This is a genomic window from Microbacterium sp. NPDC006705 (genome assembly GCF_044903545.1).
GTDB lineage: Bacteria > Actinomycetota > Actinomycetes > Actinomycetales > Microbacteriaceae > Microbacterium > Microbacterium plantarum.
The window spans coordinates 249,295-271,327 of sequence record NZ_JBJDQQ010000002.1 but is presented as its reverse complement, the minus strand read 5'-3'; the positions used below and the strand labels follow the sequence as shown (position 1 = coordinate 271,327).

The 22,033-nt window shown below is 70.0% G+C and carries 19 protein-coding genes and 1 tRNA gene; 12 read left to right on the top strand and 8 right to left on the bottom strand.

All coding sequences use genetic code 11. The features are described from left to right. Nucleotides 1-39 precede the first annotated feature (39 nt). The 3 genes from ACI2K6_RS11885 to ACI2K6_RS11875 form a co-directional block, all read right to left on the bottom strand. Nucleotides 40-113: transfer RNA gene (locus ACI2K6_RS11885), tRNA-Pro, on the bottom strand. 48 nt (nucleotides 114-161) lie between these two features. Further along, the gene (locus ACI2K6_RS11880; protein ID WP_404568707.1) at nucleotides 162-1,091 is read right to left on the bottom strand and encodes a metallophosphoesterase; all 930 of its coding nucleotides are present in this window, start codon (nucleotides 1,089-1,091) and stop codon (nucleotides 162-164) included. Beyond that, on the bottom strand, nucleotides 1,091-3,631 hold the full coding sequence (locus ACI2K6_RS11875) for a transglycosylase domain-containing protein (RefSeq protein ID WP_323986121.1): 2,541 nt from the start codon (nucleotides 3,629-3,631) through the stop codon (nucleotides 1,091-1,093). Before ACI2K6_RS11875 ends, ACI2K6_RS11880 begins: the two co-directional genes overlap by 1 nt. A gap of 107 nt (nucleotides 3,632-3,738) precedes the next feature. Here ACI2K6_RS11875 and ACI2K6_RS11870 point away from each other — a divergent pair, with 107 nt between their 5' ends. From ACI2K6_RS11870 to ACI2K6_RS11860, 3 genes are all read left to right on the top strand, one after another. After that, nucleotides 3,739-3,960 (top strand): DUF4177 domain-containing protein, encoded by a 222-nt coding sequence (locus ACI2K6_RS11870; protein WP_094261190.1) that lies wholly within the window; start codon nucleotides 3,739-3,741, stop codon nucleotides 3,958-3,960. Further along, a complete protein-coding gene (locus ACI2K6_RS11865; RefSeq protein WP_112617202.1) occupies nucleotides 3,957-4,424 on the top strand; it encodes a RidA family protein in 468 nt (155 codons plus the stop codon). Before ACI2K6_RS11870 ends, ACI2K6_RS11865 begins: the two co-directional genes overlap by 4 nt. Nucleotides 4,425-4,526: 102 nt before the next feature. After that, nucleotides 4,527-6,266 (top strand): Na+/H+ antiporter, encoded by a 1,740-nt coding sequence (locus tag ACI2K6_RS11860; protein ID WP_274178739.1) that lies wholly within the window; start codon nucleotides 4,527-4,529, stop codon nucleotides 6,264-6,266. Nucleotides 6,267-6,288: 22 nt separating this feature from the next. Here the strand turns inward: ACI2K6_RS11860 and acs are convergent, their stop codons facing one another. Together acs and ACI2K6_RS11850 are read right to left on the bottom strand one after the other, a co-directional pair. Further along, nucleotides 6,289-8,253: an acetate--CoA ligase gene (gene acs / locus ACI2K6_RS11855; protein ID WP_404568706.1), complete on the bottom strand. Its 1,965-nt coding sequence runs from the start codon at nucleotides 8,251-8,253 to the stop codon at nucleotides 6,289-6,291. Between the two features lie 288 nt (nucleotides 8,254-8,541). Continuing rightward, nucleotides 8,542-9,813 (bottom strand): MFS transporter, encoded by a 1,272-nt coding sequence (locus ACI2K6_RS11850; protein WP_404568705.1) that lies wholly within the window; start codon nucleotides 9,811-9,813, stop codon nucleotides 8,542-8,544. A 106-nt stretch (nucleotides 9,814-9,919) separates the two neighbouring features. Between ACI2K6_RS11850 and ACI2K6_RS11845 the strand changes: the two genes are divergently transcribed. From ACI2K6_RS11845 to ACI2K6_RS11805, 9 genes are all read left to right on the top strand, one after another. Continuing rightward, nucleotides 9,920-10,936 (top strand): TadA family conjugal transfer-associated ATPase, encoded by a 1,017-nt coding sequence (locus ACI2K6_RS11845; protein WP_274178737.1) that lies wholly within the window; start codon nucleotides 9,920-9,922, stop codon nucleotides 10,934-10,936. Next, on the top strand, nucleotides 10,933-11,832 hold the full coding sequence (locus ACI2K6_RS11840) for a type II secretion system F family protein (RefSeq protein ID WP_274178736.1): 900 nt from the start codon (nucleotides 10,933-10,935) through the stop codon (nucleotides 11,830-11,832). The genes ACI2K6_RS11845 and ACI2K6_RS11840 overlap by 4 nt, the downstream gene beginning before the upstream one ends. A gap of 96 nt (nucleotides 11,833-11,928) precedes the next feature. Next, entirely contained in the window at nucleotides 11,929-12,129 is a 201-nt protein-coding gene (locus ACI2K6_RS11835) for a DUF4244 domain-containing protein (protein ID WP_114588405.1), read from the top strand. Continuing rightward, on the top strand, nucleotides 12,126-12,464 hold the full coding sequence (locus ACI2K6_RS11830; protein WP_274178735.1) for a TadE family type IV pilus minor pilin: 339 nt from the start codon (nucleotides 12,126-12,128) through the stop codon (nucleotides 12,462-12,464). The genes ACI2K6_RS11835 and ACI2K6_RS11830 overlap by 4 nt, the downstream gene beginning before the upstream one ends. Next, entirely contained in the window at nucleotides 12,464-12,781 is a 318-nt protein-coding gene (locus ACI2K6_RS11825; RefSeq protein WP_274178734.1) for a helicase, read from the top strand. The genes ACI2K6_RS11830 and ACI2K6_RS11825 overlap by 1 nt, the downstream gene beginning before the upstream one ends. Nucleotides 12,782-13,132: 351 nt before the next feature. Beyond that, entirely contained in the window at nucleotides 13,133-15,838 is a 2,706-nt protein-coding gene (topA, locus tag ACI2K6_RS11820; RefSeq protein ID WP_282501277.1) for a type I DNA topoisomerase, read from the top strand. Further along, a complete protein-coding gene (tmk, locus tag ACI2K6_RS11815; RefSeq protein ID WP_404568704.1) occupies nucleotides 15,835-16,473 on the top strand; it encodes a dTMP kinase in 639 nt (212 codons plus the stop codon). Before topA ends, tmk begins: the two co-directional genes overlap by 4 nt. A gap of 75 nt (nucleotides 16,474-16,548) precedes the next feature. Then, nucleotides 16,549-17,703, top strand: coding sequence for a DNA polymerase III subunit delta' (locus ACI2K6_RS11810; RefSeq protein WP_323986109.1), 1,155 nt, complete (start codon nucleotides 16,549-16,551; stop codon nucleotides 17,701-17,703). Continuing rightward, a complete protein-coding gene (locus ACI2K6_RS11805) occupies nucleotides 17,700-19,253 on the top strand; it encodes an alpha/beta hydrolase (protein ID WP_323986107.1) in 1,554 nt (517 codons plus the stop codon). Before ACI2K6_RS11810 ends, ACI2K6_RS11805 begins: the two co-directional genes overlap by 4 nt. A 108-nt stretch (nucleotides 19,254-19,361) precedes the next feature. On the opposite strand, the gene ACI2K6_RS11800 is transcribed toward ACI2K6_RS11805, so the two are convergent. The 3 genes from ACI2K6_RS11800 to ACI2K6_RS11790 form a co-directional block, all read right to left on the bottom strand. Beyond that, nucleotides 19,362-20,168 carry a nucleotidyltransferase domain-containing protein gene (locus ACI2K6_RS11800; RefSeq protein WP_404568703.1) on the bottom strand — a complete coding sequence of 269 codons (807 nt, stop codon included), beginning with the start codon at nucleotides 20,166-20,168 and terminating at the stop codon, nucleotides 19,362-19,364. Between the two features lie 119 nt (nucleotides 20,169-20,287). Further along, nucleotides 20,288-20,947, bottom strand: a complete 660-nt coding sequence (locus tag ACI2K6_RS11795) for a methionine ABC transporter permease (RefSeq protein WP_181574219.1) — start codon at nucleotides 20,945-20,947, stop codon at nucleotides 20,288-20,290. Beyond that, on the bottom strand, nucleotides 20,940-21,977 hold the full coding sequence (locus ACI2K6_RS11790; protein WP_323986104.1) for a methionine ABC transporter ATP-binding protein: 1,038 nt from the start codon (nucleotides 21,975-21,977) through the stop codon (nucleotides 20,940-20,942). The genes ACI2K6_RS11795 and ACI2K6_RS11790 overlap by 8 nt, the downstream gene beginning before the upstream one ends. Nucleotides 21,978-22,033 lie beyond the last annotated feature (56 nt).

The window sequence follows — 22,033 nt, the reverse complement described above, 5'->3', positions numbered from 1 at the left end:
ATGAAAGAGGCCCCGCCTTGCGGCGGAGCCTCTTCGCTGTCGGGGTGACAGGATTTGAACCTGCGGCCTCGTCGTCCCGAACGACGCGCGCTACCAAGCTGCGCCACACCCCGTGGCAACCCTCCAAGCTTACCCCGATCCGGCTCGGAAGACGAATCGGCTCACGCCCGAGCGCGGAGGACCAGCACGGAGGCCTCGGGGCGGCACCCGAAACGCACCGGCGCATAGATGGAGTGACCGAGGCCCGCGCTCACATTGAGTGGGACACGGTCCGCACCCCATGAGCTCAGGCCGCGCGCCTGATCGAGCGGAATATCGCAGTTGGCGACGAGGGCGCGCGAGGCGAAGGGGATGCGGACCTGCCCGCCGTGAGTGTGGCCGCCGAAGACCATGTCCGCCCCCAGATCCACGAAACGGTCGAGCACGCGGCGATACGGGGCGTGGGTGACGCCCAGGGTCAGGTCGGCGCTTCTGCGGCCTTGCAGGGCCGCCAGAGCGCCCGGCAGCACGTCGAGGTCGTCCCAGTCGCGGTGCGCGTCGTCGACCCCGACGCCGTCGATTCGCATGCCGGCCACGCGCACGGCAGCGGCGGCGTTGTCGAGCTCGGACCAGCCGAGGTCGTCGGCGAAGAACGAGTCCATCGCCGCGGTGTCGAGTTTCGGCGCCGCTTTGGCGTGACGCGAGGGGCCCGTGAAGTAGCGCAGCGGGTTCCGCGCGCTCGGCTCGAACACGTCGTTCGACCCGTGGACGAAGAAGCCCGGCACGCCGCGAAGGGGAGCAAAGGCGCGGCGGATGCCGGCGAGGCCGCGGGCATGGCCGAGGTTGTCGCCCGTGTTGATGACCAGGTCCGGCTGCGTCGTCTCGGCCAGCTCTGCGATCCACCGCTGCTTGCGCTGCTGCCACGGCGCCATGTGGGCGTCGGAGAGGTGCAGCACGGTGATGCTGGGGCTGCCCTCGGGCAGCACGTGGACTTCGTGGCGACGGACGGTGAACAGATGGCGCTCGATGCCCACCCCCCAGAAGACCGCACCGCCGGCGCCCAGGGCGCCGGCGGTGGCGATCGTGGAGAGCGTCCTGCGGACGCCTGCCATCAGCAGTTCTTCGCGGTGTACTCGATGGTGATCTGCGTCCCGCGGCCGACCGCCTCGCCTGCGGCAGGGCTGGTGCCCGTCACCGTCGGCTGCGGCGGGTCGTCCTTCTCGGTACACGCCGTTGTCACGCTCGTGAAGCCGGCGGCTCGCAGTTGGCGCTCGGCCTCCTGCGGGTTGCCCGTCACCGGCGGCACCGTGGCGCCCTGACCGTTGCTCGGTGTGATCGTGATGGTCGCGCCGCCCGCGGCGCGACCCGCGCCCGGATCCTGCGACACGATCCGGCCTTCGGGCTCGGTCGAGTCGGTGGGCTCGGCGACGTTCACCGAGAAGCCGGCCGCCTCGAGGGTGCCGCGCGCCTCATCGACGTTCTGACCGACGACGTTCGGGAGCTCCGTGAGGGTGTTCTTCGTGAGGTTCGTGTCCGGGGTCGGGAACCGATCGCCGCCGAACTTGGCGTTCGCCGCTCCCTGCATCTTCGGCCAGATCGCGTTTCGGATCTGATCGAGTCGCCAGCCGTTGACGCGGTACTCGTTGAGCTTCGCGAAGCCGTCGACGTTGCCGACCCAGACCACGGTGGCCACCTTGGTGCTCGCACCGTCCATCCAGGTGTGCTCGTACTCGTGGATACCGGTCTTGCCGAACACCGGCACGCCGTCGAAGATGCGGGCGCCCTGGCCCGTCGCGTTCATGACGCCTTCGAGCGCGAAAGCGGCAGTGGCGGCGACGTTGGCGGAGATGGCCTGGTCGCAACTCGTCTGCGGCGTGATGTCGGTGCCGTCGGACTTGACCGCACGGTCGATGACCTTCGGCTCGCACCGCGTGCCTCCACCGGCAATCGCCGCGTAGGCCTCCGCCATGTCGATGGGTGCCACCGCCGCGGATCCCAGCACATCATAGGGGTTGTTGTTGACGTCCAGCGGGTCGCCGTTGGACTGCATGACGCCCATCTTCATCGCGACCTGGTTGGTCGAGCACACCGAGATGCGCTCGGCCATCGCGAGGAAGCCCGAGTTCAGCGAGTCTTCGGTGAACTTCTTGATCGTGCCCGAGTAGCCGTTGCTGCTCTGGAAGTTGCCGATCTCGTTCGGGCGGCCGCTGTTGCCGGTGCGGACGTTCTGGGTGGCGCCGTCGCAGCTCGTCAGCACGCGCTTGTTCCCGACACGGCCGTTGATCACTTCGTTCACGGAGTGCCCCTGCTCGAGCCAGTTGATGAGGCTGAACACCTTGTAGGTCGAGCCCGCGGAGTGACCACCGCCGCCGTCCTGGTTGCGCACGTTGTAGTTGACCGGGGTCACCGTGCCGGCGTCGTCTCCGGTGGGCGCGAACGGGCGATTCTGCACCATCGAGAGCACGCGGCCGGTGCCGACCTCGACCTGGACGCCAGAGGCGCCGAGGTTCAGACGGTCGTCGGTCGCGGGCACGACGGACATCGCGTCGAGCGCGGCATCCTGGAGCTGCGGGTCGAGAGTGGTGTAGATCTTCATGCCGCCGCGGCGCAGGTTCTGTTGGCGCTCCTCGAGCGACTCGCCGAAGGCCGGGTCGTCGAGGACGATGTTGCGGACGTACTCGCAGAAGAACTCGGCGCCGGCGGCGAGCTGGCAGCCCTGCGGGCGCTCCTGGATGTTCGGGGTGATCGGCTCCGCGATAGCGGCATCCCGCTCTTCCTGCGTGATCTTGCCATCCGAGAACATGCGTTTGAGCACGTAGATCTGACGGTCCTTCGTCAGCTCGTAGCCGTTCGCGGCGCCGTTCGACTCGCTGTCGGGACGATCCAGACGGTAGGTGTTCGGCTCCTGCACCATGCCCGCGATCGCCGCGGCCTGGCCGATCGTGAGCTGCGAGGCGGGCACGCCGAAGTAGTACTGCGACGCCGCGCCGATGCCGTAGACGGTGCCGCCGAAGTGCGCGATGTTCAGGTAGCCGAGCAGGATCTCGTTCTTCGGATACCGCTTCTCGAGCTGGATCGCGTACCGCATCTCCTGCAGCTTGCGCTCGATGCCGTCGGTGCCGGAGGAGACGGTGGTCGAGCGGAAGCACGCCTCGACCTCGTCCTGCGACTTGGCTTCCTTCTCGCACGCCTGTTGCAGCACGTTCTTGACGTACTGCTGGGTGATCGACGAGCCGCCGCGGGTGTCGCCGCCGCGCAGGTTGCCGAACACCGCACTCGCGGTGCCGAGAAGGTCGACGCCGCCGTGCGTGTAGTAGTTCTTGTCCTCGCTCGACGTGATCGCGTCGAACATGACCGGCGCGACCTCATCCCACGTGACCGGGATGCGGTTCTGGTCGTAGAACTGCGTCATGAGGACGTCGTTGCCGTCTGCGTCCTTGCGGTAGAACTCGGTCGGCAGCATGAGCTCGTCGACTTCGAGGTAGCTCGGCATGTTGTCGAAGACGTCGATCGCGCTGGTGGCTGCGTAACCCGACACGGCGATGGCGGGGGTCACGGTAGCCGTGACGAGGATCCCGGCCACAGCGCTCAGGCCGACCAGGCCGGCGAGACCGCCGAGCACACCGGTGGCCGTGCGTTTCTTGTGAGGCATAGGGTGATCGTAAGCGAGATACCTGGGCATCCGCCTCAGGACCACCCCTTGCGCGCGTGCGTCCGCGCATGCCGGCGCGCGAGCGAAAGCCACAGATCGGAGCCCCGATGACGACGTGGGAGTACCTCACCACGCCCCTGCTGATCCACAACACCGCGGCGATCCTCAACAACTGGGGCAAGCAGGGCTGGGAGCTCGTGCAGGTCGTCCCTGGACCCGAGGGCGGGCTCGTCGCCTACTTCAAGCGTCCCGTGGGCGGGGGAGCAGCCAACGCCGGTCTCGGGGCGGCCCACCAGGCTGCCCAGCAGTTCGAGGGCACGGGCGCATGAGCGTCTCGGCGCGTCTGGCCGAGCTCGGCATCCAGCTTCCGCCCGTCGTCCCGCCCGTCGCCGCCTACATCCCCGCGACCGAGCACGACGGTCTCGTCTACACCTCCGGGCAGCTGCCCATGGTCGACGGTGCGCTGCCCGCGATCGGCAAGGTCGGCGAGGGCGACGGTCTCGTCGCCGCCGACGCGGCCAAGCAGCTCGCGCGTCAGTGCGCGCTCAACGCCATCGCCGCCGCGGCGGATGTGGCCGGCGGTGTCGACAACCTCGCTCGGGTCGTGAAGGTGACCGGGTTCGTGGCGTCCGTCCCCGAGTTCACGGGACAGCCCGGTGTCATCAACGGTGCGAGCGAGGTGCTGGGCGAGATCTTCGGCGACGCGGGTCGTCACGCACGGTCGGCGGTCGGGGTGCCGGTGCTGCCGCTCGACTCCCCGGTCGAGGTCGAGGTCGTCTTCGCCCTGGTCTGATCGCCGGGCTCTCCGCCCACCGCGAACCTCGGGCGGAACACCGCCCGTCCGGTCGCCCGCGGCTCTACGCTCTGGTGTGGACCACGCGGAAGGGCGGTAGGGATGCAGGGACTCGAGGTCACGGTTCTGCTGGGCATCGCCCTTCTCGTCGGAACTGTCCTGGCGCCGCGGTTGCGTGTCGCGACGCCGCTGGTGCTGCTCGTGATCGGTCTGCTGCTCGGATTCGTGCCCGAGCTGCGGGCGATCGAGCTGCCGCCGGAAACGGTGCTGCTGCTCTTCCTGCCGGTGCTGCTGTTCCGCGAGGCGTGGACGACGTCGCTCCGCTCAGTCCGCCGCTCGCTGCGCTACATCGTGCCGATGAGCACCCTGCTCGTCGTCGCCTCGGCGTTCGCCGTCGCGGCGGTCGCGACCTGGCTCGGCGTGCCGTGGGAGGCCGCCCTCGTGCTCGGGGCTGCGGTCGCGCCGCCCGACGCCACCGCGGTGGCCGCGCTCGGCAGACTGCTGCCCGCCCGCACCTTCATGAAGCTCAAGGCCGAGAGTCTTACGAACGACGGCACTGCCCTCGTCCTCTATGCCATCGCGGTCTCGCTCCTGCTCGGCGACCAGGTCAGCGCCCTGTCGATCACGGGCATGGTGCTGCTGTCGTACCTCGGCGGCGCTGCGGCCGGCATCGCCGTCGCGGCGCTCGTCTTCCTCGCACTGCGGCGGATGCAGTCGACCCTGACGATCAACCTGACGCTGCTGCTCGTTCCGTTCGTCGCGTTCCTCATCGCCGAGCTGATCGAGGCGTCCGGCGTGCTCGCCGTGGTCTTCGCCGGGCTCATCATCGCCTGGGTGTCCCCGCGCATCACGACGGCGATGTCGCGCCGTGCCGCCGATGCCACCTGGCCGTTCGGGGTGTACCTCCTCAACGGAGCGCTGTTCGTGCTCATCGGCCTCGAGGTCCAGCTGGTGCTGCATGAGATCTCGCCGTCGGAGATCGGCATCCTGCTTCTCGTCACTCTCGCGGCGTGGGTCGCCCTCTTCGTCGTGCGCTACCTGTTCCAGTGGCTGTTCTCGCCCTTCTCGCGCCCGGCGGCCGGGTCGAGCAGATCGCTGCGTCATCGCTCGCGGGTCGTCAGCACGGTGTCGGGGTTCCGCGGCGCCGTGTCGCTCGCCATCGCGCTGTCGGTGCCGATCACGACGGCTTCGGGGGAGCCGGTCGAGGGACGCGACTCGATCGTGTTCGTCACCGCGGGGGTCATCGTGCTCACGCTGCTCGTGCAGGGGCCGTTGCTGCCCGTCGTCATCCGGTGGGCGAAGCTCCCTGCCGACGATGCGGCGATCGAGGAGTACGAGCTCGCCCAGCGGGCCATTTCGGGCGCCGCTCTCGCAGCGCTCGACGACCTCGCCGCGGAGCACGGGGTCAGCGATCGTGTCCGCGACCGTGCCCGGCACGAGGGCTACGAACGCCTCGAGCTCGCCAACGCCCGCGCCGTCGCGCGCCAGCGGGCGGCGGAGGAACGCGACCCGGATGCCGACATCGACGACGACTCGCCCGACGAGGATGCCTCGCGCATGGGCCCCGTGCCGCCCGGGCCGTCGGACGGGGACGGGCATCGGCCTGCGCCGCAGCTCGAGATGCTCGCCGTGAGCGACGACATCGACCTGACGCAGCGCTCGCCGCTCATCCGGCACCGGGAGGCGACGCGGCTGCGGCTGGCGATGCTCGATCGCAAGCGCGAGGTGCTGCTGCGCCTGCGGCGCGACGGCACGATCGACGACCTCGTGGCACGCCGCATCCTCGCCGACCTCGACATCGAGGAGATCCGGGCCCGCGGACTCGATCGCGACGCCGAGTGACGCGATCGAGCCCGCGCGCGGGCTACTTCAGCTGTGCGCTGATGACCGACATCACCGCGGTGTCGGCGAGTGTCGTGGTGTCGCCGACCTCCCGGCCCTCGGCGACATCCCGCAGCAATCGTCGCATGATCTTGCCCGAGCGGGTCTTCGGCAGCTCGCCCACGATGTAGACGTCGCGCGGCCGTGCGATGGGTCCGATCTGCTCGCCGACCCATTGCCGGAGCGACGTCGCGAGACCGTCGGGGGAGTGGGCGTCGAGGTAGCTCTGCTTGATGATCACGAACGCGACGACGGCCTGGCCCGTGGTCTCGTCGGAGGCTCCGACGACGGCCGCCTCGGCGGTCGATTCGTGCGCGACGAGCGCGGATTCGATCTCGGTCGTCGACAGGCGGTGGCCCGAGACGTTCATGACATCGTCGACGCGGCCCATGAGCCAGATGTCGCCGTCGTCGTCGAGCCGGGCGCCGTCGCCGGCGAAGTAGTAGCCCTGCTTCTGGAACTTCTCCCAGTAGGTCTCGACGAAGCGGTCGGGGTCGCCCCAGATGCCGCGCAGCATGCTCGGCCAGGGCTCGGTGATGACGAGCAGCCCGCCGTTGCCCTCGCCCACGCGGTTGCCCTCCTCGTCGACCACATCGATCGAGATGCCGGGGAGAGCGACCTGCGCCGATCCGGGCTTGGTCTCGGTAACCCCCGGCAGCGCGGAGATCATGATCGCGCCGGTCTCGGTCTGCCACCACGTGTCGACGATGGGCGCCTTCTTGCCGCCGATGACCTTGCGGTACCACATCCACGCCTCGGGGTTGATGGGCTCGCCCACCGAGCCGAGGAGGCGGATGCTCGACAGGTCGTACTGCGCCGGAACCTGACGGCCGACCTTCATGAAGGACCGGATCGCGGTGGGGGCGGTGTAGTAGATCGTCACGCCGTACTTCTGGATGATCTCCCACGAGCGGCCCGAGTGGGGCGTGTCGGGGGTTCCCTCGTAGAGCACCTGTGTCGCGCCGTTGGCGAGCGGTCCGTACGTGACGTAGCTGTGGCCGGTGACCCACCCGATGTCGGCGGTGCACCAGTAGACGTCCGTCTCGGCGTGCAGGTCGTGCACGACGCGGTTGGTGAACGCGGCCTGCGTGAGGTAGCCGCCGGAGGTGTGCAGGATGCCCTTCGGCTTTCCCGTCGTGCCCGAGGTGTACAGGATGAACAGCGGGTTCTCTGCGGGGAACGCCTGCGCGTCGTGATCGGGGGATGCCGCGGGCACGACGTCGTGCCACCACAGGTCGCGCTCGGCGTTCCACTCGATGTCGTTGCCGCCGCGCCGTACGACGATGACGTGCTCGACGGTGAGCTGCGGGCCGGTACCCCGGTCGGCCAGCGCCTGGTCGACGGCGGGCTTGAGCGGCGAGACCTTGCCCTTGCGATAGCCGCCGTCGGCGGTGATCACGAGCTTGGCTCCGGCGTCGTCGATGCGGGTCCGCAGGCTGTCGGCGGAGAACCCGCCGAAGACGACGGAGTGCACGGCGCCGACGCGGGCGACGGCGAGCATCGCGGCGACGGCCTCGGGGATCATCGGCATGTAGATCGCGACGCGGTCGCCCTGCTCGATCCCGAGCTCGGTCAGGACGTTGGCGAGGCGCTTGACCTCATCGGTGAGCTCGCCGTAGGTCACAGCGCGGTCATCGCCCGGCTCGCCCTCCCACAGCAGCGCCACACGGTCGCCGAGGCCGGCCTCGACGTGACGGTCGAGGCAGTTGTACGCGACGTTCAGCTCACCGTCGGCGAACCACTCGGCGAACGGGGGATTCGACCAGTCGAGTACCTGCGTGAAGGGCTTGTGCCAGTGCAGCTCCCGGGCCTGGTCTGCCCAGAAGCCCTCGCGGTCGGCTGCGGCGCGCTCGTAGAGCTCGGCGGTGCCGACGGCGGATGCGGCGAACTCCGGCGACGGCGCGAACCGCCGGGTCTCGGTCAGCAGGTGGTCGATCTGGCTGCTCATACGGCACGCTCCTTCGCGGTCGATGGCGCCCGCGCGCGGGCGGCGTGCGGTCAATCTAGACCGCGGCGAGATCAGGAGACTACCGCCGATAGTGGGTGGTCATGCCGAGGGTGGTGTGGGCGCGCGGTGATTGGGTAGCAGCCGGTTCGACAGCGTAAGCTGATCCGTGGCTGCGACATCGTTCGCGCCCGTGGCGGCCCGACCTACCCCCCAAGCGGCGGGACGTTGCGTGGGCGGCACCCCTATCCCCCAATGTGGGGTGCCGTCCTTCTTCTTTTCTCCCGGGTTTCACGCGGCGAGGTGGTGCTTCCACTCGTCCGGCAGCGCACGGTGGGGCCGCAGCGGCGAGAGAGCGAACGCGGCCGCTGCGAGTGTCAGCAGCAGAGGCGACAGCAACAGGGCGACACCGTTCGATGCCGCGCTGCCGACGATGCCCGCGACGAGTGCCCCGAGGGGCATGGCGCCCTGCGTGACGAATCGGTTCGCGGCGGTGGCTCGTCCCATCAGCTGCGGCGGAGTCACCTCGGCGCGCAGGCCAGCGGAGCTGATCATCGTCGTCACGACGATCAGGCCGAAGGCGAAGCTCGACCCCGCGACGAACACGACCGAGGGAAGCGGCACCACGTACGCCGACGGCAGGATCAGTGCGGCCACGGGAAGCAGGCAGTATCCGGTGAGCATCGTTCGGATGGGACCCAGGCGGGTGCGGATCCGCATGGCGACGAACGACCCGATGATGGCCCCGGTCGCCCCGATGCCGCTCGCGAGCGCGTAGCCGCTCGTGGTCATCCCGAGGTCGTCCAGCGCGACGAGAACGATCAGCGTTGCGAAGACGCCGGCGCCGGCGTTGATGAGGGCATTCGTGACGAGCATGGTCCGGAGAACGGGATGCCGCCGGGCGAACGCGATCCCCTCGACGAGCGACGCCCAGAACGGGGGAGGGGCGACACCCTTCTCGCGAGGCTCCGGTGCGCGGATGAGCGAGGCCGCGACGGCGGCCAGGATGCCGGTGACCGACGTGATGACGTAGAGGAGCGGTGCGGCCAGGCGTGTGAGCACGGCTGCTGCCAGCGCGGGGCCGACGACCTGCATCGAGGTGTCGGTCGACTGGATTCGAGCCGTTGCCTCGGATACCCGCGACGGCCCGACGATGGCCGGGGTGAACGCCGTCTGCGCCGTGTCGGAGAATACCGACGTCACGCTGATGATCGCGGCGACCACCATGAGCTGCCACACCGAGAGCCAGCCGGCGATGTACGCGACCGCGACGCTCGCCGCAGCGACAGCACGGATGAGCTCGGTGCACACGAGGACGGGCCTCTTAGGCCACCGATCGACCCAGACGCCGGCCGGGAGACCGATCACGAGATAGGCGCTCAGGCCGAGCGCGGAGATGACACCGACCTGCCACGCCTCGGCTCCGAGGACGGCCACCGCCGTCACCGACAGGGCGAGTGTCGTGAACTGGCGCCCGGCCTCCTGGAGGGCGTTCGACGCCCACAACCATCGGAAGCCCCTGTTGCGGTGAACCGCACCGGACGACTCGTCCTGAACCACCATGCCAGTGTCTCGTTCCGGTTCCTCCCCAACGGGGATAAGACACGGCTTGTGCCACGAATGGCGGCGGCCCGCGAATGAGGGCGGGGGCGCTTTCTAGTGTCGGGGCATGGCATCAGCATTCGTCGTCGTTCCGCGCCCGGGCTCCGCTGCGGCCTCACGCGGCGAACCGGCGTCGGTGCCGGGACCGCGGCGACAGCTCCCCGATGATGCGGCGCTCGACCCGCTGCGCGAGTACCTGCTCGATCCCGATGTGACGGACGTCTTCGTCAACGGGGAACGCGGCGTCTTCATCGACCGCGGTCGGGGCGCCGAGGCCGTCGAGGGGTGGTGTCCGAATGAGGCGGAGGTGCGCGCTCTCGCCGTCGCGTTGATCGCCCTCGGCGGGCGTCATCTCGACGACGCTACGCCCTGTGCCGACGTGCGCTGGGCCGGCGGCATCCGGGTGCACGCCGTGCTTTCGCCGGTGGCCTGCGAGGGGTCGGTGATCTCGATCCGGCTCCCCGCGGTCGAGCAACTGAGTCTCGCCGATCTCGAGCAGCGAGGCATGTTCGACACCGCGGTCGCCGCGGACCTTCGTCGGCTCGTCGAGGAGCGGACCAACCTCCTCGTCACAGGGGCGACGGGCGCCGGCAAGACGACGCTCCTCGCAGCGCTGCTCTCGGCCGCGAGCCCGACCGACCGGATCGTCACGATCGAGGATGTCGCCGAGCTTCGGCTCGATCACCCGCACCATGTGAGGCTCGAGGCGCGCCAGCCCAATCTCGAAGGCGCCGGAGCTGTGCCGCTCGCTCGGCTGGTCCGGGAGGCGCTGCGCATGCGGCCCGATCGGCTCGTGGTGGGCGAGTGCCGCGGCGAAGAGGTCCGCGAGTTGCTGACCGCCCTCAACACGGGGCACCAGGGCGGAGCAGGGACGGTGCACGCGAGCGGTCTGGCTGAGGTCCCGGCCCGGCTCGAGGCGCTCGGTGCGCTGGCGGGCCTCGACGATCACGGCGTCGCCCGCCAGGTGGTGAGCGCGATCGGCGCGGTCGTCCACGTAGGAAACGTCGACGGTGTGCGACGGGTCATGGGGATCGCCCGCCCGGTCCTCCGGGACGGGCGCCTCGGGATCGAGGAACAGGCATGACGCGGACTTGGCGCTGGCGCCGTTCCGCGGCTGAGTCGGATGCTGCAGCGGCGGATGTCGCACCCGTCCTGCATCGTCTCGCCGTGCTCCTCGAAGCAGGCATCGCACCCGACCGGGCCTGGGAGCACCTCGCCGCCTCGGGTGACTCGGCACCTCGGCGCGTGCACGAACGACGACGAGCGGGCCGACCGCTCGCCGACGCCATCGCTGCCGAGGAGGGCGCCTGGCGCGAGGTCGCCGAAGCCTGGCAGGTCGCGACGACGGTGGGCGCCCCGCTCGCGCGCACGCTGCGCGGGATGGCCGAGGCGCTCCGCGACGCCGAGGCAGCTCGTGACGACATCCGCGTCGCGCTCGCCGAGCCGACGGCCACGGCGCGCCTGGTCGGGTGGCTGCCGCTCGCCGCCGTCGCGCTGGCACTGCTGCTCGGTTTCGATGTGCTCGCCACGCTGCAGCACCCTGTGGGCGCAGCGTGCCTCGTCGTCGGGGCGCTGCTGATGGTGGGCGCGCACGTGTGGACACGTCGTCTCGTAGCTCGCGCCCGGCCGGGCGGTGGTATCCCGGGCATGTCGGCGGAACTCCTCGCGATCGCGCTGTCGAGCGGCGTATCGATCGGCCGTGCGGAGGAGGTACTGGCATCCGTCGACGTCTCGCCGGCGGATGCCGACCGAGACGTCCTCGATCTCTCGACCTCGGCAGGCGTGCCGGCGGTGGACCTTCTGCGCGCCACCGCGGAGCTCGAGCGCCACCGCGCCCGCATCGAGGGGCGGATGCGGGCGGCGCAGCTGACATCACGGCTGCTGCTGCCGCTCGGGGTCTGCACCCTGCCCGCGTTCCTCCTGATCGGCGTCGCGCCGATGCTCCTCAGCGCGATGACGAGCACCTCGGTGACGCTGTGACGTCGCTACCCCCGCGCGAGCGCGCTCACGTCCGACCAGACCCAGACCGTGCCCACCGTGCCCGATCCGAACACTCAACGACAGAACGGAGCGAACATGAACCGATCCCTTCCTCGATTGACGCGAGCGCGCGCTGCGAGGCTCTTCGCCGACGAGTCCGGCGCCGCGACGGCGGAGTACGCCATCGCGACGATGGCCGCCGTCGCCTTCGCGGGCCTGCTGGTGATGATCATGCGCAGCGACGAGGTGCGCGGCATCCTCACCGACCTCGTGCGGCGGGCGTTGACCGTCGAATGAGGTTACGCCGAGACGAGCGCGGCTCGGTGGCCGCCGAGTTCGCGGTCGTCGTTCCGGCGGCGATGCTCCTGGTGCTGCTCGCCGTCGCCGCGTTGGCGGCGGCGGGCACGCAGATCCGGCTCGAGCATGCGGCTGCTCAGGCCGCGCGGCTCGTCGCGCGGGGCGAGGATCCCGGGCGGGCGGCGGCGGTGGTGCAGGCCGCGGCAGGGGGTGCCGTGCTCGACGTGCGATCCGAGGCGGACCTCACGTGCGCGATCGTGACGGCCGATCATGCGATCCCGCTGCCGCTGCCGTCACTGCGCGCGGAGAGCTGCGCGCTCTCCGGAGGGCTCTGATGGCGGGCGTCGCGACGGCCATCGGCGTTCTGGCAGTGACGGCGACGGTCGCGGCGGGCTGCGCCCTGGCGGGAGTCGCGGCGATCCAGTCGGCGCGGGTGTCTGCCGTCGCCGACACGGCGGCGCTCGCGGCGGCCGATGCCGCGCTCGGGTTCGTCGGGGGAGTGCCGTGCGAGCGAGCCGGGCACGTCGTCGCACGGTCGGGGCTCGCGCTCACCGCGTGCGAGGTGGACGGCGTGGTCGCCACCGTCGCGGTCGGGTCGTCGGCCGGCGTATTCGCCGTTCAGGCGCGCGCCCGGGCCGGCCCGCCGGAGTGACTCATTCGATGTCTCGACCGCGGTCGTGAACCCGCCGCCCAGGGGAGCGGCCCGGTCGCCTCAGCCACCGGGCCTGGCCGAGTGGGACTGATCAGGAACCGCCGGCTTGCTGCGATCGTAGGAGGCGCCCGGCATCCCGCGCGTGCCGGTCATCCGCAATGCGTGATTCCCGGCTGAACCCCGTCGCATCGTGCCGTCGCAGACGGGCCTGTGAAGGGTGTATTCCGCGTGCCCGCGCGCGCCCGCGCGGCTCGTGAGTCCTGGCATGCCGACGGGAGGATATGGCGCGCCGTTCCCAGCATCCTCCACCGTGTGGCGCGTGTATGGTGTGCGCTGGAGAAAGGAAGACTCGTGGCAGGCGGCAAGAAACTCGTCATCGTCGAGTCCCCGACCAAGATGAAGTCGATCCAGGGCTACCTGGGCGACGAGTACGAAGTGCTCAGCTCGGTCGGGCACATCCGGGACCTCGCTAAGAAAGAGGACATCCCGGCCGACAAGAAGCAGGCGTACGGCAAGTACTCCATCGACGTCGAGAACGGCTTCGATGCGTATTACGTGGTCAGCGATCGCAAGACCAAGACCGTTGCCGAGCTCAAGCGCGCCCTGAAGGACGCCGACGAGGTCCTGCTCGCCACCGATGAAGACCGCGAGGGCGAGGCGATCGCCTGGCACCTGCTCGAGGTGCTCAAGCCCAAGGTCCCCGTCAAGCGCATGGTCTTCCACGAGATCACCAAGGACGCGATCCGCGCGGCCGCCGACAACACCCGCGAGCTCGACCTCGCACTGGTCAACGCGCAGGAGACCCGCCGCGTCCTCGACCGCCTGTACGGGTGGGACGTCTCGCCCGTGCTCTGGCGCAAGATCGGTTCCGGCCGCGACGGCCAGGCGCTGAGCGCCGGCCGCGTGCAGTCCGCCGCCACTCGCATGGTGGTCGAGCGCGAGCGCGAGCGGATGTCGTTCGTCTCGGCGTCGTATTGGGACATCGAGGCCCACGCGGCGAAGGACGGCGGCTCGTTCTCGACCCGTCTGGCACGTCTCGACGGCGCCCCGCTGGCCCGCGGCACCGACTTCGATGACACCGGTTCGCTCAAGAAGGCGGTCGTCGTCCTCAGCGAGAAGGATGCCCGCGAACTCGCCGCAGCGATCGAGAAGGCCGCCACCGCCGCCGTCACCGCGGTCGAGGCCAAGCCCGGAACCCGCAGCCCCAAGCCGCCCTTCACGACCTCCACGATGCAGCAGGAGGCCGGCCGCAAGCTCTCGATGAGCGCCAAGCACGCGATGAGCGTCGCCCAGCGTCTCTACGAGAAGGGCTACATCACCTATATGCGTACCGACTCGACCGCGCTCTCGGCGCAGGCCGTGACGGCCGCGCGCACGCAGGCGGTCGCGCTGTACGGTGACCGTGCGGTTCCCGCGAGCCCGCGCTCGTACCGCAACAACGCCAAGAACGCCCAGGAGGCGCACGAGGCGATCCGCCCGTCGGGCGAGGAGTTCCGCACGCCTGCATCCGTCGCGTCCGGTCTCGACCGCGACGAGCAGCGCCTGTACGACCTCATCTGGAAGCGCACCGTCGCCAGCCAGATGTCCGACGCGAAGTACGAGACCACGACCGTCACGCTCGAGGTCGACGCAGCCGGCAAGCGGGCCGCTTTCACGGCATCCGGCACCGTCTACACCTTCAAGGGCTTCCTCGAGGCGTACGAAGAGGGCAACGACGAGAAGCGCGGCGACAACGACCGCTCCGCCGACCAGTCGCTGCCGGCCGTCGCCGTGGGCGACGAGCTCGCGCTGTCGGATGTCGAGCCCAAGGGGCACGCGACGAGCCCCAAGCCCCGCTACACCGAGGCGAGCCTCGTCAAGGCGCTCGAGGAGAAGGGCATCGGCCGTCCGTCGACCTTCGCGAGCATCATCGACGTCATCCTCGAGCGCGGCTACGTCACCAAGCGTGGCCAGGCGCTCGTCCCCAGCTGGCTCTCGTTCAGCGTCGTGCGGCTGCTCGAGCAGCACTTCTCCGACCTCGTCGACTACGACTTCACGGCCGCGCTCGAGGACGACCTCGACGCCATCGCCCGGGGTGAGCAGGCGCGCGAGGCGTGGCTGAAGGAGTTCTACTTCGGCTCGGACAACCACGTGGGCCTGCGCAACATCGTCGAGAACCTCGGTGACATCGACGCCCGCGAGCTCAACGCGACGCCCATCGGCGACGTGGCGACTCTGCGGTTCGGCAAGTACGGGCCGTACCTCGACGTCCCCGTCGGCGAGGGCGAGACGCGCATCGTCAACGTTCCGGACGATCTCGCGCCCGACGAGCTGACGCCCGAGAAGGCGCAGGAACTCATCGACGCTCCCGTCGCCGGTGACCGCGTCCTCGGTGAGAACCCCGAGAACGGCAAGCTCATCGTCGTCAAGGACGGACGCTTCGGCCCCTACGTGCAGGAGCTCGAGCCCGAGCCCGAGGAGACCGTCGACGAGGCGACCGGTGAGGTCGCCCCCGCCAAGAAGAAGACGACGAAGAAGAAGGAAGCGGCCCCCAAGCCGCGGACCGCGTCGCTCTTCAAGTCGATGAGCGTCGACACGGTCGACCTCGAACAGGCGCTCAAGCTGCTGTCGCTTCCTCGCGTCGTGGGCGTCGACCCCGAGTCGGGCAACGAGATCACCGCGCAGAACGGCCGCTACGGTCCGTACCTGAAGAAGGGCACCGACTCGCGCACGCTCGCGAGCGAGCAGCAGTTGTTCGACATCACGCTCGAGGAAGCCCTCGCCGTCTACGCGCAGCCCAAGTACGGCGCTCGCGCGGCGTCCAGTGCGCTCAAGGAGTTCGAAGCCGACCCCACCAGCGGCAAGCCGATCAAGCTCAAGGACGGCCGCTTCGGTCCCTACGTCACCGACGGCGAGACCAACGCGACGATCCCGCGCGGTGAGAACGCCGAAGAGGTCACGTTCGAACGCGCCGTTCAGCTGCTCGCCGACAAGCGCGCTAAGGGACCGGCGCCCAAGCGCAAGGCGGCGGCGCGCAAGACCACGACGACGCGCAAGCCCGCGGCAAAGAAGAAGTGACCGGCTCCGCCGACCGCGGACTCTGGATCACCCTCGAGGGCGGCGACGGGTCGGGGAAGACCACCCAGGCGACCGCTCTCGAGGCCTGGCTCCGCGAGGGCGGACGCGAGGTCGTTCGCACGCGCGAGCCGGGCGGCAGCGACGTGGGCGTGCTCATCCGCGACATCGTCCTGCACCACCGGGGAGACATCGCTCCGCGCGCCGAAGCCCTGCTGTACGCCGCCGACCGCGCTCACCACGTCGCGACCGTGGTCCGTCCGGCCCTCGTACGCGGCGCCGTCGTCGTGCAGGATCGGTACCTCGATTCGTCCGTGGCCTACCAAGGGGCCGGGCGGGTCCTGGATGCCGGTGAGGTGCGCGACCTCTCGCTGTGGGCCACCGACGGCGCGCTGCCCGACATCACGGTGCTGCTCGACCTCGACCCCGCCGCCGCCCGAGCACGTCTCGACGCCGACGACAAACCGTTCGACCGGCTCGAGGCCGAGAAGGCCGATTTTCACGAGCGTGTGCGCACCGCCTTCCTCGGGCTCGCCGCCGCGGAACCCGAGCGGTTCCTCGTGCTCGACGCATCCCGTCCGCCGGTCGACCTGTCCGTCGAGATCCGCGCACGCGTCGAACGTTCGCTGCGCGGCTGAGTCGGCGCGGGCGGCGGACTGTGGCCCGCGCGGCGCGGGGTAACCGAGGTCGGGGGCTCCCCGTAGGCTGGACCCATGACCGCCTCCGCTCCGCTCGCGCCGCCGTGGGGCGAGGTCTGGGGTCAGGACTCGGCCGTCGCGGCGCTGCAGGCCGCGGCATCCGACCCCGCGCAGCTCGCGCACGCCTGGCTCATCACGGGACCGCCCGGCTCGGGGCGTTCGACGCTCGCGCACGCGTTCGCGGCAGCGCTGATCGCCGAGCCGGGGGATGAGGGCGCGATGCGGCAGGTCCTCGCGGGCACGCATCCCGATCTCACGGCCCTCCGCACGGAGGGCGTGGTCATCTCCATCCGTGACGCCCGAGCGCTCGTCGAACGGTCGTACTTCTCGCCGTCTCTCGGTCGCTACCGCGTCATCGTCGTCGAAGACGCCGACCGGATGGTCGAGCGGACGAGCAACGTTCTGCTCAAGGCTCTCGAAGAGCCGCCAGAGCAGACGGTCTGGGTGCTGTGCGCGCCGAGTGATGCCGATCTGCTGCCGACGATCCGCTCGCGCGTGCGGACACTGCGACTGCGTGAGCCCGACGTGGTGGATGTCGCACGGCTCATCTCCGCGCGCACGGGCGTCGACGAAGCGGTGGCCGAGCAGTCCGCTCGTCTCGCCCAGCGCCACATCGGTATGGCTCAGCGCCTCGCGACGGATGCCGCCTCTCGGGAGCGCCGCGATGCGACGCTGCGCGCGGTACTGGCGGTGCGCGGGGTGTCCGACGCCGTCGAGACGGCCGGTCGCATCGTGAGCGCCGCGACGGAAGATGCCAAGGCTCTGACGGCCGAACGCGACGAGTCCGAGCGCGAGGCGCTCCGGCGTACGCTCGGGGTCGCTCCGGGTGCACCCGTGCCGCCCGCCGTGCGCGGTCAGCTCAGCGCGCTCGAGGACGAGCAGAAGCGTCGGGCGACGCGCAGCCTGCGCGACGGCATCGATAGGGTCCTCACCGATCTCGAATCGATGTACCGCGACACGCTGATGCTGCAGTTCGGTCGGGAGGGCGACCTCATCAATCGCGAGCTGACGAGCGAGCTCGCCGCTCTCGCGTCGGCATGGACTCCCGACCGCACGCTCGTCGTGCTCGATCGCATCTCGGCCACCCGGAGCGCCCTCGAAGGCAACGCGGCCCCCCTGCTCGCCCTCGAGAGCATGCTCATCACCGTCGCCAGCGGAAGGACACCGTGAAAGCTCCCCGTCGTCTGGTCACCGTCATCGCGATCGCCGCGGCCACGGTGACGGTCCTCACCGGATGCGTCTTCAAGGGAAGCTCCGATCAGGCCTCGCCCGCGCCGAGCCGCACACCTGTCACCGAGGGCGTCTCAGCGGATCTGATGCCGTTCTACGGGCAGGAACTCGAATGGGAGTCCTGCGTGGGCGCCGACTCGGGTTCATACGATTGCACGACGGTGCGCGCGCCGCGTGACTGGAACGATCCGTCCGCGGGCGAGATCGAGCTCGCGGTCGTGCGGCGGGCGGCGGGATCGGGCGAAGCGCTCGGGTCGCTGCTGGTCAATCCCGGCGGTCCCGGCGCGAGCGGGTACGACCTGATCGCCGACAGCGCCCAGTTCGCGGTCGGGTCAGTGCTGGCCGACGCCTACGACGTCATCGGGTTCGACCCGCGCGGCGTGGGCCGCTCGAGCGCCGTCGCGTGCTTCGACGCCGCGGGCACCGACGCCTACTTCTTCGACATCCCGGCCGCCCCTCGCGGTACGCCCGAGTGGGAAGCGGAGTTGACCGCCCGCAACGAGCAGTTCGCCGCCGCCTGCGACGAGAACAGCGGCGGCATCCTGCCCTTCATCACGACCGAGTTCGCCGCGCGCGACATGGATCTGCTGCGTGCGGTGCTCGGCGACGAGAAGCTCAACTACCTCGGGTACTCGTACGGAACCTTCCTCGGGGCGACCTACGCCAAGCTCTACCCCGAGAACGTCGGGCGTCTCGTGCTCGACGGTGCGATCGACCCGAGCGTGTCGTCTCTCGATGTCAGCGCCACCCAGGCGGTCGGCTTCGAGTCGGCGCTGCGCGCGTTCATGGCGGCCTGCATCGAGGAAGAGGACTGCCCCTTCCGAGGGAGCGTCGATGACGCGATGACCGACCTCGGGACGCTGCTTGCGAGCGTGGACGCCTCGCCCCTGCCGGCATCCGACGGTCGCCGGCTCGGCGCCGACTCGCTCATGACCGCGATCATCGCCGCGCTGTACTCGCAGGACAACTGGCCGATCCTGCGGCAGGCTCTCTCGCAGACGCTGGCGGGCGACCCGCAGACGGCGTTCCTGCTCGCCGACTTCTACTACGCGCGCACGCCCGATGGGCAGTACTCGGACAACTCGTCCGAGGCGTTCCGCGCGTACAACTGCATGGACTACCCGGTCGAGAACGATCCCGAGGCCGAGGCCGCGTCGAAGGCGCGCCTCGCGGTGGAAGCGCCGACGGTCGCACCGTACTGGGAGGGCGTCGACGCCTGCGCAGTCTGGCCGTACCCGCCCACCGGTACCCGCGGCGAGATCACCGCCGACGGTGCCGCGCCGATCGTCGTCGTGGGCACGACCAACGATCCCGCCACTCCGTACGAGTGGTCGGAATCGCTCGCCGATCAGCTCGCCTCGGGCGTGCTCGTCACGCGAGAGGGCGAGGGGCACACCGGGTTCCAGAAGGGCAACTCGTGCGTCGACGACGCGGTCGAGGCCTTCTTCCTCGACGACACGGTGCCCGAGGACGGCCTCGTCTGCCGCTAGGTCTCTGCTCCCTCGGCATCCCCCCCAGCTCCCAGCTTGCCGCGCGAGGTCCCAGTTCGCCCGGGAACGGGGCCGCTGAAACCGGCCCACGTGGGACCTCGGCGGTGGTCAGGACGGGCGAGGCAGGGTCCGGAGCATCTCGACCGCTGCCCGCGCGCCCTCGGGTGAGGCGTTGAGCGCGCTGAGAGCAGCGGCGACCCGGATGTCGAAGTCGGCCGGGGCCGAGATCAGACGAGAGACTCCCGGGACGATGCCCTTCTCGTTGATCGCCCAGGCTCTGGCGTCGGCGTGCCACGCGTACCCGAGCCGCACGGCCGCGTTGCTCAGGCAGAGACTGAGGTAGGCGGTGTCGCCGCGACCAGCGACCTTCGCTGCGGCGTCCACGAGGAAATCCACCTGCCACAGATCGTCGAGGAAGGCCTGCCGCAGCGGCTCGGGGTAGGGAATGAGGGCAGCGGAGCTATCGCGCAGGAAACCCGCGCCATCCACGAGCGGCTTCGCGAGCGCGACCTCGCCGGCGTATGCGACGTCCAGGAACCCGAATGGATGCCCCGGCTGTGCGTGGAAGGCGAACTCGCCGCGGCGAGCCCTCGCGACCTGAGCTCGAACGCGGTCGGCGTCGCGGATGATGACGTCGACGGGCATTCCCGCGATCGTCGCCCACGCGCCGCTGTCCACCCACGGGCCCCAGCTCCCGGACGGTCCGATTGTGACCGGTGTCGTCGCCCAGCGAGACACCGCCGCCGAGAGAGCATCGCGATCGATAGTTCGCCCGTCGACGTAGACGCCGAGATCGACGTCCGAGTCGGCGGCATGCGTGCCGCGCGCGCGGCTGCCGCCGAGCGCCACCGCGACCACGCCCGGCGTCGCTGCAAGATCACGGGCGATGCGAACCAGATCGGCATCCGAAAGCATGCCGCCAGGCTAGCCCCCGCCGCCGAGGTCCCACTTGGGCTGGGAATGATGCCGCCATACCCGGCCGAACTGGGACCTCGACGGGCGCGGACCCCGCCCAACGGGGACCTCGGCGGGTATCAGCGCCGAAGGATGCGGCGCGCGAGGGCGTTGCCGAGGAACTGTACGCCCTGCACGAGCAGGATGATGATGATCACGGCCGCCCAGGTCACCCACGGGTTGAACTGACGGAAGCCGTTCACCAGCGCGAACTGACCGAGGCCACCCGCCGCGATCGCGCCGGCGACCGCGGTCATGTCGACGAGCGCGACCACGATGAAGGTGTAGCCGAGCACGAGCGGTCCGAGCGACTCGCGGGGGACCAGCCGGAACAGGATGCGCGAGCGGCTCGCACCGGCGGCGCGGGCAGCCTCGATCACCCCAGGGCGCACCGTCAGCAGGTTCTGCTCGACGATGCGTCCGATGGCGAACATCGACGCGATCGAGATCGCGAAGACGGCGAACTCAATGCCGATGCCGCGGATGCTGAACGCGCGGGCGAGCGGCTGAACCGCGGCCATGAAGATGATGAACGGGATCGGCCGGAACGTGTTGACGATCACATTGACGATGCCGAACACGACGCGGTTGGGGAACAGGCTGCCGGCCCGGGTCGCGTACAGTGCGAGGCCGATAAGGAAGCCCGCGATACCGCCGAACACGAGGCTCAGCGTGATCATGTAGAGCGTCTCGGCCGTCGCCGGCCAGAGGTCGGGGAGCAGGTCGATGAGCCTATCCACGGGAGTCCTCCTCGATGAGCGGTGCGTGGGCGGATGCCGCCGCCACGGCACGGTCGACGGCGTCCTTTTCTCCCGACAGAGCGAGGGTCAGATGGCCGAAGACGCGACCGCGGATGTCGTTGATGCCGCCGTGGATGAGCTCGAACCGTACGCCGTGCGACGACAGCGCCGCGAACACGTCCGCCTGCGGCGACTCGCCCTCGCGGATCGTGAACGTGACGATGCGGCCGGGATGCCGGGCGCGAAGTGCCGCGAGCTTGTCGCCCGTGGGCGCCTCATCGATGATGCTCGCCACGAAGCGGCGCGTGGCCTCGTGCGACGGTGCCGAGAGAACGTCGAACACGTCGCCGCTCTCGATGACGCGTCCGTGCTCCATCACGACGACGCGGTCGGCGATCGCGCGGACGACTTCCATCTCGTGGGTGATGACGAGGATCGTCACGCCGAGCTCGGTGTTGATGCGCTTCAGGAGGGCGAGCACCTCCTGGGTCGTGTCGGGGTCGAGAGCGCTCGTCGCCTCGTCGGCCAGCAGGATGCGGGGGCTCGTGGCCAGCGCCCGCGCTATGCCGACGCGCTGCCGCTGCCCGCCCGAGAGCTGTTCGGGGTAGTTCTTGGCCTTGCCCGAGAGCCCGACGAACTCCAGCAGTTCGGCCACGCGTTGTTTGACCTCGGCACGCGAGCGTCCGGCGACCTCGAGCGGGTACGCCACGTTGCCCGCGACAGTTCGCGAGTCGAACAGGTTGAACTGCTGGAAGATCATGCCGATGTCACCGCGCAGGGTGCGCAGCTCGCGCTCGCGGAGTCCCGTGATGTCGCGGCCGTCGATCTCGACGCTGCCGCTCGTCGGCGTCTCGAGGGCGTTGACCAGGCGCAGCACCGTGCTCTTTCCCGCGCCGGAGTACCCGACGATGCCGCACACGGTTCCGGCCTCGATCTCAAGGTCGACGTCATCGACCGCGACGACGGGCTCGCCGCCCTTGGTCGACGGTGGGAAGCGTTTGGTCACGCCGGACAGGCGGATGAGGGTCATGCGGGGCTCCTCGAACGGGACATGCGTGTGCGGCCCGTCCGGGGGAGCGGGCCGCA